The organism is Nitrospira sp. CMX1, assembly GCF_054902215.1.
The window spans coordinates 24,666-39,753 of sequence record NZ_JBUBKD010000075.1; the positions used below are offsets into that span (position 1 = coordinate 24,666).

The 15,088-nt window shown below is 54.6% G+C and carries 14 protein-coding genes; 1 reads left to right on the forward strand and 13 read right to left on the reverse strand.

Going from position 1 to position 15,088, the window contains the following annotated elements; genetic code table 11:
- Positions 1–294: 294 nt before the first annotated feature.
- Genes ACYX34_RS19135 through recG form a run of 3 tightly spaced genes read right to left on the reverse strand, consistent with a single transcriptional unit; the run spans position 295 to position 4,077 of the window.
- Positions 295–1,245: a Ppx/GppA phosphatase family protein gene (locus ACYX34_RS19135; RefSeq protein WP_462078175.1), complete on the reverse strand. Its 951-nt coding sequence runs from the start codon at positions 1,243–1,245 to the stop codon at positions 295–297.
- Positions 1,242–1,565 (reverse strand): hypothetical protein, encoded by a 324-nt coding sequence (locus ACYX34_RS19140; protein WP_462078176.1) that lies wholly within the window; start codon positions 1,563–1,565, stop codon positions 1,242–1,244. Before ACYX34_RS19140 ends, ACYX34_RS19135 begins: the two co-directional genes overlap by 4 nt.
- 7 nt (positions 1,566–1,572) lie before the next feature.
- Positions 1,573–4,077, reverse strand: a complete 2,505-nt coding sequence (gene recG / locus ACYX34_RS19145; protein WP_462078177.1) for an ATP-dependent DNA helicase RecG — start codon at positions 4,075–4,077, stop codon at positions 1,573–1,575.
- 163 nt (positions 4,078–4,240) lie between these two features.
- On the opposite strand from recG, the gene ACYX34_RS19150 reads away from it, so the two are divergent.
- A complete protein-coding gene (locus ACYX34_RS19150; protein WP_462078178.1) occupies positions 4,241–5,656 on the forward strand; it encodes a peptidase MA family metallohydrolase in 1,416 nt (471 codons plus the stop codon).
- 48 nt (positions 5,657–5,704) lie between these two features.
- Here the strand turns inward: ACYX34_RS19150 and ACYX34_RS19155 are convergent, their stop codons facing one another.
- From ACYX34_RS19155 to purL, 10 genes are all read right to left on the reverse strand, one after another.
- Positions 5,705–6,580 (reverse strand): hypothetical protein, encoded by an 876-nt coding sequence (locus tag ACYX34_RS19155; protein WP_462078179.1) that lies wholly within the window; start codon positions 6,578–6,580, stop codon positions 5,705–5,707.
- 125 nt (positions 6,581–6,705) lie between these two features.
- Positions 6,706–7,089 carry a thiol-disulfide oxidoreductase DCC family protein gene (locus ACYX34_RS19160; protein WP_462078180.1) on the reverse strand — a complete coding sequence of 128 codons (384 nt, stop codon included), beginning with the start codon at positions 7,087–7,089 and terminating at the stop codon, positions 6,706–6,708.
- A gap of 396 nt (positions 7,090–7,485) precedes the next feature.
- Positions 7,486–8,553: an SAM-dependent methyltransferase gene (locus tag ACYX34_RS19165; RefSeq protein ID WP_462078181.1), complete on the reverse strand. Its 1,068-nt coding sequence runs from the start codon at positions 8,551–8,553 to the stop codon at positions 7,486–7,488.
- Entirely contained in the window at positions 8,550–8,987 is a 438-nt protein-coding gene (locus ACYX34_RS19170) for a hypothetical protein (RefSeq protein WP_462078182.1), read from the reverse strand. The genes ACYX34_RS19165 and ACYX34_RS19170 overlap by 4 nt, the downstream gene beginning before the upstream one ends.
- A complete protein-coding gene (locus ACYX34_RS19175; protein WP_462078183.1) occupies positions 8,984–9,808 on the reverse strand; it encodes a tetratricopeptide repeat protein in 825 nt (274 codons plus the stop codon). The genes ACYX34_RS19170 and ACYX34_RS19175 overlap by 4 nt, the downstream gene beginning before the upstream one ends.
- A complete protein-coding gene (locus tag ACYX34_RS19180) occupies positions 9,805–10,407 on the reverse strand; it encodes an MBL fold metallo-hydrolase (protein WP_462078184.1) in 603 nt (200 codons plus the stop codon). The genes ACYX34_RS19175 and ACYX34_RS19180 overlap by 4 nt, the downstream gene beginning before the upstream one ends.
- Positions 10,408–10,446: 39 nt before the next feature.
- Entirely contained in the window at positions 10,447–10,686 is a 240-nt protein-coding gene (locus ACYX34_RS19185) for a hypothetical protein (RefSeq protein WP_462078185.1), read from the reverse strand.
- 333 nt (positions 10,687–11,019) lie between these two features.
- A complete protein-coding gene (locus ACYX34_RS19190; RefSeq protein ID WP_462078186.1) occupies positions 11,020–11,352 on the reverse strand; it encodes a PilZ domain-containing protein in 333 nt (110 codons plus the stop codon).
- 19 nt (positions 11,353–11,371) lie between these two features.
- Positions 11,372–12,802, reverse strand: a complete 1,431-nt coding sequence (gene purF / locus ACYX34_RS19195) for an amidophosphoribosyltransferase (protein WP_462078187.1) — start codon at positions 12,800–12,802, stop codon at positions 11,372–11,374.
- Between the two features lie 21 nt (positions 12,803–12,823).
- Positions 12,824–15,061: a phosphoribosylformylglycinamidine synthase subunit PurL gene (gene purL, locus ACYX34_RS19200; RefSeq protein WP_462078188.1), complete on the reverse strand. Its 2,238-nt coding sequence runs from the start codon at positions 15,059–15,061 to the stop codon at positions 12,824–12,826.
- Between the last annotated feature and the right edge of the window lie 27 nt (positions 15,062–15,088).

Genomic DNA, 15,088 nt, shown 5'->3' on the forward strand with positions numbered 1-15,088 from the left:
GTATCTCCAATCTTTATACACCCCTTCTCTTCTAAGCTCTCAAGCTGCCTTAACACATGTTGCCGGCTGGGCACTGACATCTTTGGCCCTCTACCGTACAGCTGTGCAATTCTTCGTTGCCCCATGCGGACAGTTGCCGAGGGCGTGTCATTGTTCAGACGAGAATGTCTTAGCAGAAACACATACATCGACGCCTCGTGCGGGCTAAGGTCTGGCATCAAATAGTCGACAAACTCCTCAAGAATTTTACGAGTATCAATAGTCATGCTTCACTCTAGCTATTGAGCAGATTGCTCAGTCTAACCCAATCACCAGATCGATCAGCACACCCTCCCTCAATCCAAAATCACTCACCAAACATTCTTTCTGTCCCAACGTCTCCATGATCGTCCGGATGATGATCGCGCCGGCGGCGATGACTTCTTCTCGATTCTTTTCCAAGCCCGGCAGGCCAATGCGATCGGCTTTCGTTCGACTAAGCAACGTCTGCTCAAGCTCTTGGATGGTTTCCAATTTCAGCACATAGTTGTGGATTCGAGTGGGCTCATAGGTAGATAGCTTCTGGGCCATGGCTGCAAGAGAAGTGATTGTGCCAGCCGTCCCAATAAACGTCGCCTGTTGATAGCCCGCCATGCCAGCAACCGCTGCGTTCGTCTCCCGTGTGACCCACTCGCGTGCCTGGCGCACTTCCTCTTCATTCGGAGGATCGTGGTGCAGGACACGTTCGCAGAGGCGCACGACTCCGATATCGATGGATCGGGTGATCGGGTCTTGACCTGGCCGATCGAGGATGAACTCCGTACTGCCTCCACCGATATCCAGCGCCAGGATGTCCGTCACACCGACCGGTAGGCCGGAACGAATGCCGAGCAACGTCCGCCGCGCTTCTTCCTCACCCGAGATGAGTTCGACCTCAAACCCACATTCTGCTTTGACTCGGTCCAAAAACTCCGCGCGATTGCTCGCGTCACGGACGGCACTGGTCGCCACGACGGCGGTGGCTTCGACCTGATGGCTATCGATGATCCTTCGCCACTCTTGGAGACAGTGGATCACCCGATCCATTGCAGCATGACTCAGCCGTTTCGTCTGATCAACGCCTTCTCCCAGACGAAGGATACGCCGTTCTGATCGAAGCTCTTTGAGAGGCTGCCTGGGGGCGAGATCTGCAATTAACAGGCGACAGGTGAGGGTTCCTATATCAATACCGGTCAATCGCCGTGTCCGCTTCGCCGGCTCGGTCATTGCTCGTTCCGAATGACTTCCATCTCGGCTTCTAACTTCTTTTGTGACTCCTTCACAACTTCGACCTCCTTCACGAGACGGACGATCTCGGCATCGTACACGACACGTTCAGCCGTTTCGCCCCGCTCCTTCATATCGACGGCTCGTTCCCCGATATCCTTGTACAGATCCGACAGCTGCTGATCGAGCTTGCGGAGTTCCAACCGCATGCGGAGCAATTCCGTTTCTTCCAGCGCCCGTCCCGCTGCATGAACGGTCCCTAGGCGAAGCGTTGCGATCCCAGTCCGCAGATCATCTTTGATTCGCTGGAAAAGTCCCATTGAAGCCCTAGCTGATTGAACCGAGTTCGAGCTTCTTCTCCCACTTACGGAACATGGCCTCGCGTACCCCCTGGTGAGCTGACTCTTTCAAGCCTGGGTCAGATTGTAGCAGCGAAAAGGCCTCTTGCCGGGCCTGCTCCAGCAGATCGGCATCGCGCATCAGATTGGCGACACGAAACTCCGGCATCCCCCATTGACGCAACCCAAAGAACTCACCTGGTCCTCTAATGCGTAGATCGTCCTCGGCAATGACGAATCCATCATTTGACCGGACAAGCGCCTCCAACCGTTCCCTTGCCGCCGACATCGGCTCTTCACCACCCAGCGTCCGTCTGCTCGATTCTGATTTCCCTCGTCCTAGGTTCTGGGCCATCAGTAGACAGTACGCCTGATGACTGCTCCGGCCGACTCGTCCGCGCAATTGGTGCAACTGGGCAAGCCCAAAACGTTCGGCATGTTCAATCAGGATGACCGTCGCGTTCGATACATCCACTCCAACTTCAATGACGGTCGTGGCGATCAACAGTTGGATGGTGCCGGCCTTAAAGTCGGCCATCACCGCTTCTTTTTCCGACGCCTTCATCCGTCCATGCAACAGACCGACACGAAACTCTGAAAATTCTCCATTTTGCAACTGTTCAGCACCCTGAATCGCAGCCTGCAGGTCGACCTTCTCCGACTCTTCCACCAACGGATAGACGATGTAGGCTTGCTTGTCAGCACGCAATTCATCGCGCACAATCTGATAGGCCCGACGCCGTTGTGCCTCACTAAACAAGAACGTCCGTACCGGCTTACGCCCCGGAGGCAGCGCATCAATGACCGACACATCAAGGTCGCCGTAGACGGTCATCGCCAGCGTTCGGGGAATAGGAGTGGCGGTGAGCACGAGCACGTCCGGTTTATAGCCCTTTTCGATCATCGCCTTCCGCTGCAACACTCCAAACTTATGCTGTTCATCGATGACCGCCAAGCCCAAGTTTTTAAATGTCACGCCTTGCTGCAGAAGGGCATGGGTTCCGATCGCCACTTGGATGTCTCCCGCAACCAGCTGCTCGGCCTGCACACTCTTGATCGAAGTTTTCTCGCTGCCGCGCATCAAAGCCGTCTGCAGCCCTAGCGCCTGCAACATTCCTGAAAGATTTCGGTAATGCTGTTCGGCAAGAATTTCCGTCGGGGCCATTAAGGCCGCCTGATAGCCAGACCCACAAGCCATGACAATGGCCTGTAATGCGACTGCGGTTTTTCCTGAACCCACATCTCCCTGGACCAACCGATTCATAGGACGTGGCGAAACCATGTCTCGGAATATTTCGCGAATGACTCGCTCCTGGGCCTCCGTGAGACGAAATGGTAAAAGACTGGTCAGTTGTGCGAGCAGCGGAGTTCTGGGATTGAACCGCACCTCTTTCCGCTCTTCATGGACTGATCGGTGTCTGGACGCTAATGCCAGTTGCAGCAGCAAGAGTTCTTCAAACGCCAACCGCCGATGGGCCGCTGTCTTTCCTCGCTCCAGCAGATGGCCGTCAGTTCCCGACTTTGGAAAATGCACATCCTGGAACGCCTCATTGAGGGAGATCAGCCGCTGCCTCGCCCGAAGCGGCACCGGCAAGTGATCCATGAGATCCATCCCATGGTCCGTCAAGAGGTTCCGCACGAGCACCCGCATCTGACGAGAAGTCCAGCCTTTGGTCTCATGGTAGACAGGAACGATTCGGCCGACATGCAGCGCCGACTCCACACCTTCTCCAATGACCTCGTACTGTGAAACATCCATTCGCGGCACCATCCAGTCTCGCCGATCTGAAATCACCCGCCCGCTCAACATCACACGAGTGCCAACCGTCAGAACGTCTTCTAAATAGGACTGATTGAAGAAGATCACCTGTAGGCGGCCTGACTGATCTTCAATGCCGACCTCCAGCATATTCAACCGTCGATTCCTGGTCCGTTTCGCTTCGCATTTGCCAACAACCCCACAAATTGACGCCACCATTCCCGGGACAAGATTTCCGATGGGAGTCATGACCGACCGATCTTCATACCGCCAGGGGATGGTCCAGAGTACGTCTTCTACCGTTTCGATCCGCAGCCGTCGCAAGACCGTGGTGCGCTTCGGTCCAACCCCCTTGGCAAAGCGAACCGGAAGTTGCCACAGGTTGGATCGCCCTCCAACAGTCGCCATGTCTGGAACGAATCCCCCCCGTGACGCCTTGACGCCGGCAGGCTGCTGCGCGGCCTTTCGAAGAGCTTGGATGTGCGACCTCGCTACATGCAAACGGCGACGCCGTTCATCCGTGGAAAGAGACAACGAAAAATCAACGAAGAGGTCACGGAGTGAAATCAGGCGAGCTTCAATCACCCTTGGATAGGTCCGCTGGCGAAGAGCCGACAGCACTTGGGTGGAGATAAAATCACTCAGATTGGTGACGGTCGCCAGATGGGCATAATCATCTCGAGTCGCAAATTCAATCGGCCTGGCGATGCGGTCCAGCCACTCTTGCAATGGCATCAACGGACTCGGTTCAGTCTCCGCCTGCATATGGCGGAGGATCGTAGCACAGCATCGTTCAGCGCACAACGCAGCCTGGGTGATTGACTAAGAATCCAACGGCTGCTTTTCCTGGATTGCTTGGTCATATTTTCCTAGGGTGCTACACTTCTTCCAGACTCTTATGTACCGCCGCAATATTCGCCATATTCTGATCCCGCTTGCGATCGGCCTGTCCGCCCTGATTGGATATAACCTCTTTCTGAAACAGACCCAACCTTCGCTGACGACGAGACCGATGGGAGCCATCGAATCCGTCCCTCCCCCACCAGCCCCGGCTCAAAGCAAACCGTCCGAGAATGAACCCCGATTGGTTCGCGCACTTGACCAGACCGTCATCCCACCCACTCCACACCGGTCGATCTTAGAGGAAATTCGTGATGAAGTTGAAAAGCACAACCTCTCCTTAGCTGAAAACAAGCTAAAAGTGCTCCCGGCATTCATTCTATCGGACGGACAATCCAAACCCTTCGTCGCCATCCTGTGGAACAATCTCGGCCTGCAGCAGGAACGTCTTCAGGGTACACGCGCGTCCATCAGCGCGTTTAAGAAGGCAGCTGAACTCGACGAGACAAACCCCGTCATCCTGATGAACCTTGCCCAAGCCTACTGGGAGCAGCGCGACCGCGCACTCAATGCGGAGTTCTTGACGAAATTGATGAAGGTGGCCCCAGATGAGCCCTTCCCTCACCTCGCAATGGCTGATTTGTTGCAGGAACAAGATGATCTCAGTGGAGCAACAACGCACTTGGCTCAGGCCGCCCAACGAGCCAAGCAAGACCCGGCTCTCCAGTCTTATCTGGACACCGTCACGGCAAAGGTTCAGCGCACGCAATCAGTCGAATCCCGCATGACCGCGCGAAGCAGCACTCATTTTGTCGTGAAATTCGACGGAGAGGAGGACCAGAGCACTTGGACATCGGTCTTGGAGATTCTTGAAGAAGCGTATCGAGACATTGGCCAGAAGTTTGGGCATTTCCCGTCAAGACCCATCATGGTCGTCCTCCATGCAAAAGAATCCTTTCAAAGTTCAACTGGCAGCCCTGCATGGGCCGATGGTCTTTATGATCCCACGCTCGACCGAATCCAGATTCCCACACAGGGAGCCACAACGGATCGGAAATGGCTTGCCACTGTACTCCGTCACGAATACGTCCATGCCCTACTCCATGACCGGTTAGGATCACATGCAGGAGCACTTCCGACCTGGTTGAACGAAGGCCTCGCCATGCAATTGGCTGGAGACTCATGGCCTGATCTCGATGAGGCGAGGCACGGTGAGATAAAGGTGATTCCGTTGACTTCTCTGGAAGGTGCCTGGGGTGCCTTCTCAGCCGACGCGTCTATTGTGGCCTACTTAGAAGCCAATTCCGCGACCCACTATTTGATAGAGCGATGGGGCATGGCTCGCATCGACGACCTCGTGAAAGCTTTCCGGACAAACGCTTCCGTGGCAACGGCCTTCCAAGACAAGCTATTGACTCCGTACGAGCAGTTCCATCGTCAATGGCTTGAGCATTTCGAACAGGCCCGTTCGTAGCCTTCTTCTCCGTCATCCTGGGATTGTTCAACGGCAGAACAGACACCATCAAATCAACACGGGGACTGCTTCATCCTGCGGTTGGTGAGGCCAGACAGGAAGTAAATTGGGCTGATCATTCGGTGATTCCTGAGCTCCTTCTTCAGACTCTCGCTGAGACAAGTGGTCTTCCCAGAGAACCTGCTTCCCGCTGGGATCATACATGCGAATTTTGAACTCGAACCTGTGGGAACTGTTTGTCGAAACTCGCTCCCCCATCGTGGACCGATCCGCGATTGAATGGACGTGCGGGGGTCCACCCAACACCGTGGTGAACTCATCCTCCCAGACAAGTGAGCCAGTCACCGCATCTACCGCGCGCAAGAAGAATACCGGCTGTTCGGTTGCCTGTTGCTCCGTGCGGACTCTCGTGAGAGTGGCACGACTAACCGTTCGCGTCGAAATGGCTTTCCCTCCGCCCTTTCCGTCAGGTTGCACGAGGTTGAGTCGCCCTTCCCATTGGAATAGTCCCGTATTCGCATCGTAGACCCGCAAGATGAAGTTGGAGAGATCCGTAGCTCCTTGTCCAATCCCGCCCGCAAAAATTCGAGCTTCCCCGTTCCTCCCTGTCCCATCACTTTCCTTGACCATCAGTTCATAGACGTCATCCGATACGATGACACCAGAGTCAGCCTCATAAACCTTTACTGAAATTGTGGACACAGAGCCAATCTGATAACCGAACCCCGCCGCCACAATCGCTTTTTTATCTGTAGAGGCAACGTCACCCCAAGCTCGATCGTTGTCGCCATAGAAGCCGAATAATCCAACAAACGCGAGCAGACTCACGACCTTTGAACAACTGAGACCTAATACCTGACGCTTATTCTGTATCGGGTGGGTCGAGCAGTGACAATCTGTTGAATAATAAGATGTTTGTGACATGCGCCCTCCTCAGAATGTGAGTGCATTCTGCAGGAGGGCAGATGATCCGTAAATTCCCCACTGATGGGAGGAATCCCCTCAAAAGTGGGTGCGCGATGAGAAATGACATCGGTGATGTGGGCCTGTCACTTGATAGACTGGGCCACACCAAACCATCGATAGCGATGACGAGCCATGAAGCGATAGCCCCATTCCGCTAACTGCCGTACCATGTGAAACCGTAGTCCCCACAACACCAGTCTCCCACCCCAAATATAGGGGAGAATAGGGAAGAATGCGGCAAGGCCCTGAAGGACCTTGCCGGAAGGTTGAATAAAGAAAGCTGTCTCAGGCCGACCACTGCGATACCGTTGCCCAAGAGCGATCCTGGCCGCTTTGCTCTGATACGCAACAAATTGGATCCCCGTTCTTGTTGGATTGATTTCTCGTTGTTCAAGCGCCATTTTTATGGACACACAGAACCGACATTCTCCATCATAAATCAGAAAACAGGTTTGCGGAGGCAACAACCTTCCCTCCTTCTCCTTAGACTCCATAATACGAGCGTGCCCCCCATTGAATGCCTGCGACTATGAGCCCCCTATTGCCGGCCTTTTCCTCGGCAGTCTATAGTCACCAAATGAGACCGCCCCCTTTGCTTGTTCTGTTACTCAACACCTTCGTTATGGAAGCGGGGTTTCTTTTCATTGGGAACGCCCGCTCCTTCACGCAAGACATAGCGTGGAAGGTCGGCTTTTTCCTTCTGCTGCCTCTGGGACTATCCCTCTTCGTTTGGCTTCAATTTCGATGGAGTGCGGCGGTTTGCGTCTTTTACGCGACGATTGGGTTGGCCATAGACATCGCGACGATGGTTCAGTCCTTATCAACGGACACCACTGCCGTTGCTCCCATGATGGCCACCGCTATCAGTGGGCTTTTTTACTTCTGTTTGATCCTTTTTGGCTGGCAATCATTCTTGGCCGCAGACCACGGACCGATGCCTCCCAAATTCCACCCTCCCAATCCTCCGTCCCCTTCCTAATCGGAACGGGCTTGATACTGACAAAACCAGCTTGCCTCAGCCATGTTGCCGTCTCCGAGGCTGTATAGGTATTCCCCCGTTCGGTAAACAAAAGCATCGAGGCGGCAAACAAACTGGCTTCAACTGGGTACAAACCTTCGCGGTCATGAAGAAAGGCATCTTGAATGATGAATCGGCCACCAGGGTTTAGTGCAGCACGAACTCGTCGAAAGATAGCCTGATTCTCCTTCGGCGAATAGATGTGCAACACATTGGAGTACCAGATGACATCATACGTACCAGGGATTTGCTCTTTGGAGAAATCAATCGGGAGATAGGAGAGTCGCCCCCTCGCTTTATGGGTAGAAGCAATTTCTTTGGCTACTTCAAGCGCAGCCTCTCGATCACAGACCGTCGCACGCAACCGTGGATTCTTTGCAAGAAATGCCAGAGCATAGGTACCAGGCCCCCCACCGAGATCCAATAACGTTTGGGCCTGACCAAGCTGAAGTTGTGCCGCGATTGCCGGGGCAATCTCCAAGGTTCGGTGATGCATCGCCCAGGTGAATTGGCGTCGATAGTCCGGACCATCCGGCACATCATGATCAATGGGCAATCCACTTCGTACAGATTCCACCAGCCGGAGCCAGTCCGTCCAATGACTCCTGATCAGATTGAGATAACCGCCTCGATAGGCGCGGTGGTTGGCATTGAGCGCTGTGGCCCCAAGTGTGCTGTTTCTATAGACACAGTCCCTTTTGTGCAGCACTCCGGCAGAGGCAAGATTACGACAAAGGATGCTGAGTCCCCGTTCGCTGACGTTCAGTTCCTTGGCCAGCGTGGGCATCGTCCAGTGTCGATCACCAATCACTGTAAAGAGATCGAGCTCGAGCGCAGCTAACAGCACTCTCGGCAACCGATAGTCAGAAATCGTGTCGCGAAATTCGGCGAACGTCGTGATCCGCTGCGTCACGAAACCTTCCCAATGTGCCCTCGACACCACCGCAGAAGATCTTCAAGCTTGAGGCGATTATGAAGATCGGCATCTCGCGTAAAGGTGACCGCCACGAACTCGTCCGTGATCTCCGTCTCCTCGACAAAGCCGGACTGAAGAAGAAGCGCTCTGTATTGAGATACAGCCGGTTGAAGAAAGTATTTCGCCTGCTTGGCAACTTCATCAGTTCCTAAATCCTCTGGAGTTCCGTCCGACATGAGCGCCATGATTTCGTCCATCGCAACCCCATACTGACAAAGTACCTTGCCCTCAGGTCTGACTTCGAGGAGCCATCCATCCTCTCCAAGATCCATCAGGAGTGGTCCGTTGGGCTCCAGTTCGTAGAATTGCGGGAACGTCTGAATCAAGCCGGCTCGAAGTTGCAGCCAGGTTGTGGAATCCAGTTTGGTCATGCGCTCATCTCCCGAAACACCGTCGACTGAGCCGAACCTGCTAGACGAAGGCGGAGTGACTTAAGTCGCTGGGTATTTTCATCCAACTTTGGCAGGCGATACTTCCGGTCCATAGAGACGACTTGCTCGAGAAGATCAGCTGCCTCTTGGAGCTGGCCCATTTCCTCATGGCACTGAGCGAGCACATATCTGGCGCCGCCGGCGCGAAGCTCGTCACGTAGTCGCTCGGCGATCGACAGACTCGTCCGACAGCAGGCAATCGCCTCATGATAGCGCTGTTGTATCACGTAGGTACGTCCGATCATCCGCCAGGCATCCGCAACGCCTGCCAAATTCTCCAACCGACGCATCAAGGTCAGCGACTGTTCATAACAGCGAATGGCTTCCTCGACATCGCCGGTTTCTCGGGCCACCAGTCCAAGATCGGACAACAGAACCGCTTGCGCCGCCTCATCATGCGTCTTCGTCATAAGATCCATGGCCTCGAGATAATAGGCTCGCGCTCGATCCCACTCGCCGGCATCGGCGCGCAGATTCCCCAAATTGGCCAAGGTCGTCCCGATGCCTTTTTCATCACCGAGGATTTTTTGGAGCTCTAGAACCTCCTGATAATGCGTCTGAGCGGAATCTCGCCGTCCGCTGACCGCACAGATGTTGCCCAGATTCCCAAGGGTCGCAACCAGAGCCCGTTGATCACCGCTCAGTCGGTCACACTCCAGCGCCTTGGCATAACAGGTATAGGCCTCCGTATAGTACCCTCTCGAAAAATGCTCGTTCCCTTGTCGATTGAGTTCCGCAGACAGGCCGTTCCGCAACGTCATTGTGGCACCGCCAACAGCTGCTCCACCTGCTGCTTTGCCTCCGCAAGGATGGAAACACCATCCCCGACCAGCAGGCTGTCGAAGTTGTATCTCAACAGACGACGGAGCGCCGCCTTCGCCTTAGCCGGATCCGCATATTTTTCAGGAGGGAGCACACGAAGCGCACCAGACGGGTGACCGATGAGCGCATCCCCTACAATCAGCACACCTCGTCCCCGTTCTATGAACAGGGCAGATTCACCAGGAGACTTCTGGTCCTGCAGCTGGATGGCCCAGATCCCACCGGGCAGGAGTTCGCCATCCTTGTATGTTTTGGTCGGACTCACCTCCATTTGAGCCGCATCCGCTTCAGGCACATACAGCTGGCAATGCCACTCAGCTTGATAGGCCGGCGCTTCTCGAAGATGATCACGATTCGTCAGCACGATATAATCGATCGGCTCATGGCGCCTGACAATGGCTCTCGCTTCTGGAGTCATCAGTGGGGGGTCTACCAGAATCGTATGCTCACCAATCGTCAGCAACAGACCGTTGAAATCCAATTGCTTTTCATCCGAAAACCAGGACCATTGCCAGATATTTGGCAATATTTGTTTCATGATCGAATACTCCACGACCGTTCGCACTGCACGACGCCCTCACAGTGCGGCGATAACCTCCTTGATCATCTTGGTGATGTTCAACTCAATACTTGCCTCGTGAGGCAAGTCGATCAGGTCATCCTCCGACACCGTGATGAACTTCCGATTCGTTCCCTTCGCCAGCGAGATCAAAAAGAGGCTGTTAGACGGAGTCACGGGAATCACTACCTGTACCGATTGATCAACCCCTCGCACCACCTCAAGGAACTTGTGCTTCCCTTCCTCCATCTCATCCATAGTCGCGTGGTCTCCTTAGCCTTTCATGATTGACTACTTCTTTCCACCTCTAATGACAAGGTCGCAGTCGTGAGGGTTTAGGGGTAAACGAGAGAACCGACGCTTCCAATTGGAATAATCCGGCAGCAGATGCCGATGCTGTACCCAACACAGGAAATGGCCGTCCAAGTCGTCTCATTGCGATTCCCCCGTCAACTTGCACGCTCAGTCTCACAAATACTCAACCATGACTCACGCCATCACAACCCAACCAGTTGAGGCGCATCGTACCATGGCAATTTTTCAAGCGGCAACCGCACGGCAGGGAGGAACCGCACCTCTGGCAGAGGCTTTCTACTGGTTCAGCATGTCCTTGAGCTGCTCCTTGGCATCGCCCTCGAATCGTACGAACTCGAGTCCGTATCGATTCCCCTCCTTCCAACGGACAATGGCAAGGGCAATGACAATTGAAGGTCGCGCACTGGGGGGCAGCACATGAAGACTCAACCGTGCGCCGATCGGAAGTTGGATATTACTCTCGATCTCACCACCGGCAAGTGTCAGATTCGTCACGGTTGCATGGCCTGAGGTTTCTTCTGCGGTGAACGAAGCAGGATAATCGACCGACACGCGTGGCCGCCTCCTGGATTGCAAGGCTTTCTTCTCGTCGTGGTCTGAGGTCGCCATGCGCTCCTACAGAAATTGCTCAGCGCGCCGCCTCGAACAGGCCTAGCTGCAACTCTTCTGCCCGGGTGAACGGAATGGGGTAACGCTCAGTAAAACAGGCCGTACAGTACTGATCCGGTGTTTTTGGTGCCGATTTCAGCATCCCATCCAGACTGAGATAGGCCAAGCTGTCGGCAGTGATGTACTTGCGGATTTCTTCAATCGAATGGTCGGAGGCGATCAACTCTTTTTTGGTCGGGGTGTCGATCCCATAGAAACAGGGAGAAATGATCGGCGGCGAACTGATACGCATATGGACTTCCTTTGCCCCAGCCTGTCGAATCATTTTCACGATTTTCCGGCTTGTCGTGCCACGGACCAACGAATCATCGATCACAACCACGCGTTTCCCCTCCAAAACTTCTGGTACCGCGTTAAGCTTGACCTTCACTCCGAAATGGCGAATCGACTGTTCCGGCTCGATGAAGGTCCGCCCCACATAGTGATTGCGAATCAACCCGGCTTCAAAGCGCACACCCGCTCCTTCGGCATACCCGAGCGCCGCCGGCACACCGGAGTCTGGAACAGGAATGACGACATCCGCCGGTACCCATGACTCTTGAGCCAACTGCCGTCCCAACGCCTTCCGTATGGCATAGACCGCATTACTTCCAAAGATGCGGCTGTCCGGTCTGGCAAAATAAACATACTCAAACACGCACATGGCCGGAGCCGTCTTGGGGAACGGATGGTGGCTATCAAGCCCTTGGTCGCTGATTACGATCAACTCACCCGGTTCCAGCTCTCGCACATATTCCGCATCAAGCAAGTCGAATGCACAGGTCTCAGAAGCAACCACCCAGCCGCTACGGAGGCGACCAATACACAGTGGCCTCAGCCCATAGGGATCCCGTGCGGCAATGAGCCCGTTATCGGTCATCAACACGACCGAGAAAGCCCCTCGTACCTGACTCAATGCATCGACAACCCTCGACAGAAATGAGCCCGCGCGCGAATGCGCGATAAGATGGATGATCACCTCGCTATCCGAAGTCGATTGGAAGATCGCTCCGTAGGCTTCCAACTCATGTCGCAGCATCTGAGCATTGATAAGATTCCCGTTATGCGCTAAGGCGAGATTGCCCAGTGCAAAATTCACCGTCAGCGGCTGCACATTCTTTAAATCGTTGCCACCGGTTGTAGAGTAGCGGTTATGTCCGATGGCCATGTGACCGGGCAACTTCTCCAGGACCGACTTGTGAAAAATGTCTGCCACAAGGCCCATGCCTTTCTGAATGCAAAACTGCTCCCCGTCTCCCGCAACGATCCCGGACGCTTCCTGGCCACGATGTTGCAAAGCATACAATCCCAAGTAAGTCAGGTTGGCCGCTTCTTCGTGACCATACACGCCGAAGACCGCACACTCGTCGTGGAACTTATCGGGGGATACGATCGGCAGTTCTTTCTGCATGATCTTTCGTGACTCAGACGATTAAACGTGGTTCAACGATTTCTCCAAGGCACAGGCCCATCGATCCAACAAGCCGGACACCGGCTGATCGATCAAACATTCCTCTATCCCTTCATGCCTGACAGAGATGACCAGGCGATCACCCGAAACCGTGCCAATCGCATCGGCTGGCACACCGAACAATCTCACACGGTCGAGTACAGCCTGGCGATGACTCGGTTTCACAGAAATGACCACACGGGACTGACTCTCTCCGAACAGGACCGCATCGTTTCGAAGCCGCCCCCTGGTCAAGGTTACCATAGCACCGCGTGTCCCTTCTGGTCCGGAGATACAGCTTTCAGCCAACGCCACGGCGACGCCACCATCCGAGCAATCATGTGCAGATTGCAGAAGCCCGTCACGAATCAGCGACAGGACACAATCGTGGAGTGTTTTCTCGGTATCCAGATTTAAGTAGGGTGGGGAACCCTGTTCGCGAGCCTGCACCACCTTGATGTACTCCGACCCTCCCAAATCCTCCCGAGTGCTCCCAAGCAAGATAATGTCGTCCCCTTCCGACTTGAACCACTGCGTCATCGTCCGCTCTGCATCTTCAATCAGTCCGACCATGCCCAACATGGGCGTGGGATAGATGGAGAGCCCGTTCGTTTCGTTGTAAAAACTGACATTCCCGCTCACGATGGGGATCTGAAACCGTTCACAGGCATCTTTCATGCCTTCGATCGCCATCACAAATTGCCACATAATATCGGGACGCTCCGGATTGCCGAAATTAAGACAATCGGTCAAGCCGATCGGGGCGGCACCTGAACAAACAAGATTCCTCGCCGCTTCTGCCACAGCGAGGCGGGCTCCTTCATAGGGATTCAACAAGCAATAGCGGCTATTGCAATCAACCGTCATGGCCACCGCTTTGTTCGTGCCCTTGATCCGTACCACTGCCGAATCAGATCCTGGGCGGACCATCGTGTTGGTCCGCACCATATGATCGTACTGTTCGTAGACCCACCGTTTACTGGCAATCGTGGGAGATTCGAGCAATGCCAATAACGCCGTATTCGCATCTTTGACATCGGGAATCAGGTCATAATTCAAGTTCGTCAGCATATCCTGGTACGCTGGAGGCTGGTAGGGCCGTTCATAACGGGGCCCATCGTCAGCCAAGGCCTTCGCCGGAATCTCTGCAACAGTTTTTCCTTGATCCGTCACCCGCAGCAGTCCGTCAGCCGTCACTTTCCCAACGACCGCGACGTCCAGATCCCACTTCCGGCACACCGCGATACATTCCTCTTCCTTGCCGGCCTTCGCTACCATCAACATGCGCTCCTGCGACTCGGACAACATGAGCTCATACGGCGTCATGCCAGGCTCACGCCGAGGCACGACCGTGAGATCAAGCTCAATCCCATTGCCCGCACGAGAAGCCATTTCACAGGAAGAGCTCGTCAATCCCGCAGCGCCCATATCTTGAATCCCAACGAGCAAATCGCGTTCCATCAGCTCAAGACAGGCTTCCAGCAATAGTTTCTCGGTGAAGGGATCACCGACCTGAACGGTGGGACGCTTCTGTTCCGATGTGTCGTCGAAGGAGTCACTCGCCATGGTCGCGCCATGAATCCCATCACGCCCCGTTTTAGAGCCGAAGTAGATCACAGGATTTCCGACACCCGCAGCCGTTCCGCGGAAGATCTTGTCTTTCTTGGCAATCCCCAGACAAAATACATTGACCAGCGGATTGAGCGCATAGATATCGTTGAAAACAATCTCTCCCCCCACAGTCGGCACACCCATGCAGTTGCCGTATCCGGCAATGCCGGAGACGACCCCCTTCATGAGATGGCGATTCTTGGGAGAATGCAGTTCTCCAAACCGAAGGGAATCCAGCAGCGCAATCGGCCTCGCGCCCATCGTGAAGATATCACGCAGAATGCCGCCGACCCCGGTCGCAGCACCCTGATAAGGCTCAATGAACGACGGGTGGTTATGCGACTCCATTTTGAAGACCACACAGAGCCCGTCGCCGATATCAACCGCCCCTGCGTTTTCACCTGGTCCCTGGACAACGCGCGGCCCGGACGTCGGCAATTTCTTCAAGTGCACGCGCGAGCTCTTGTATGAGCAGTGCTCAGACCACATCACAGAGAACATCCCGAGCTCCGTGATGTTCGGCTCACGCCCAAGAATCGCGATGATTTTCTGGTATTCATCGCTCGTCAGATTGTGCTGAGCGATGAGATCTTTAGTAATAGGGGGCATGCCGGCCTACGTCATACTTCAGGCGTG

Coding starts and splice junctions, on each gene's coding strand:
- ACYX34_RS19135 (WP_462078175.1), bottom strand. CDS start 1,245: ATGACCGAGCCGGCGAAGCGGACACGGCGATTGACCGGTATTGATATA.
- ACYX34_RS19140 (WP_462078176.1), bottom strand. CDS start 1,565: ATGGGACTTTTCCAGCGAATCAAAGATGATCTGCGGACTGGGATCGCA.
- recG (WP_462078177.1), bottom strand. CDS start 4,077: ATGCCATTGCAAGAGTGGCTGGACCGCATCGCCAGGCCGATTGAATTT.
- ACYX34_RS19150 (WP_462078178.1), top strand. CDS start 4,241: ATGTACCGCCGCAATATTCGCCATATTCTGATCCCGCTTGCGATCGGC.
- ACYX34_RS19155 (WP_462078179.1), bottom strand. CDS start 6,580: ATGTCACAAACATCTTATTATTCAACAGATTGTCACTGCTCGACCCAC.
- ACYX34_RS19170 (WP_462078182.1), bottom strand. CDS start 8,987: ATGACCAAACTGGATTCCACAACCTGGCTGCAACTTCGAGCCGGCTTG.
- ACYX34_RS19175 (WP_462078183.1), bottom strand. CDS start 9,808: ATGACGTTGCGGAACGGCCTGTCTGCGGAACTCAATCGACAAGGGAAC.
- ACYX34_RS19180 (WP_462078184.1), bottom strand. CDS start 10,407: ATGAAACAAATATTGCCAAATATCTGGCAATGGTCCTGGTTTTCGGAT.
- ACYX34_RS19185 (WP_462078185.1), bottom strand. CDS start 10,686: ATGGATGAGATGGAGGAAGGGAAGCACAAGTTCCTTGAGGTGGTGCGA.
- ACYX34_RS19190 (WP_462078186.1), bottom strand. CDS start 11,352: ATGGCGACCTCAGACCACGACGAGAAGAAAGCCTTGCAATCCAGGAGG.
- purF (WP_462078187.1), bottom strand. CDS start 12,802: ATGCAGAAAGAACTGCCGATCGTATCCCCCGATAAGTTCCACGACGAG.
- purL (WP_462078188.1), bottom strand. CDS start 15,061: ATGCCCCCTATTACTAAAGATCTCATCGCTCAGCACAATCTGACGAGC.